This window comes from Gordonia sp. CPCC 206044, assembly GCF_048537895.1.
Classification (GTDB): Bacteria; Actinomycetota; Actinomycetes; order Mycobacteriales; family Mycobacteriaceae; genus Gordonia.
In genome coordinates this window covers 1-1297 of record NZ_JBCLVL010000036.1, presented here as the reverse complement: position 1 = coordinate 1297, position 1297 = coordinate 1, and the positions used below count along the sequence as shown (strand labels likewise).

Here is a 1297-nt window from a genome sequence, read left to right as displayed (position 1 = left end):
TGGGGTTCACCCCGTTTGGTGGACATCGGTTAAGCGGCCTGGTTGACCGTTTGGTGAATCATGTTGTGTTCGAATGATACTGGATCGATCTGCCCGAGCGCACTGTGCCGGCGGCGCCGGTTGTAGACAGTATCGATCCAGCGGCTGACCGCGGTGATGGCCTGCAAGTGGTTCTCGAAATGGCGGCGATCGTAGAACTCGGTCTTGAGTGTCGACCAGAAACTTTCCTGCTGGGCATTGTCCCAACAGACCCCGGTGCGACCCACCGACAGTCGCAGGTGCAGTTCTGCTGTCACCTCGACCATCTGCGCCGAGGTGTACTGACAGCCGCGATCGGCATGAAAAATGACGCCGCCCGTCGACCCTGACCCCGGGTCACGAAACGAGACCGCATTGCGCACCGCGGTCTCCACCAGGTCGGTGTGCAGACTGTCGGAGAACGCATAGCCGATGACCCGCCGCGAGCAACCGTCACGGACCGCACACAGATACAGCCAGCCCTGATCGGTCGACAGGTAGGTGATGTCCGAGGTCCACACCACGTTGAGCTCGCCACGGTCGAAACGGCGCTCGACCAGGTCCGGGATCGAATGCGGGTTCTGGTCGGCGATGGTCGTCACCGGCCGCCAGCCACGTGGACTAATACCGGCAATACCGTTGTCACGCATCAGCTTTGCCACCGTCTTCTGCGATACGACCTCACCGCCGGCACGTAGATCGGCTACGATCCGCGGGGCGCCGTTGACCCCGTCAGAGGCATCATGGAACGCGACGATCTTCTCGCTGAGCACCGTCCGCCGCACCGCGCGTGGACCTGGTTCACGGCGCTGACGGGCACGCCAGGCATAGAACCCTGAGCGTGACACCCCCAGCAGTTGCACACACCGACTCACTCCGTAGGTGGCCTTCTCCGCCTCGATCAACTCGAACGCTTGGGCAGGTTCGAGTTCTCGGCCGCGAAGAAGGCCGCCGCTTTTTTCAGGAACTCCCGATCCATCCGCAACTCGGCCACCTCGCGACGCAGCCGCTCCAACTCGGCACGCTCGTCGACATCGACCGCCGGTGGCGGATCGGCCATCCGGGATCGTTCGATCGCCACCCACTTACCCAGCAACTGTTCCCCGACACCGATCTCGCGCGCCACCTCGGCGATCGTGCGCCCGGTATCAATCACCAGACGAGCTGCCTCCTGCCGGTAGGCCGGTGTGTAGCTCTTGCGCTGTGCACCCACCACTCCATCCTCTCCTGCCAGCACGAAACTGGCCATCAGGATGTCCACGAAACGGGGGCAACCTCA

1 protein-coding gene is annotated in these 1297 nt (G+C 63.0%); it reads right to left on the bottom strand.

Going from position 1 to position 1297, the window contains the following annotated elements; all coding sequences use genetic code 11:
• Positions 1 to 29: 29 nt before the first annotated feature.
• Positions 30 to 1267, bottom strand: a protein-coding gene (locus AAFP35_RS26215; protein WP_419224617.1) for an IS3 family transposase whose coding sequence is annotated in 2 segments (ribosomal slippage) — positions 30 to 968 and positions 971 to 1267 — 1236 coding nt in all. Because the reading frame shifts where the segments join, the coding sequence is not laid out codon by codon here.
• Positions 1268 to 1297: the final 30 nt, after the last annotated feature.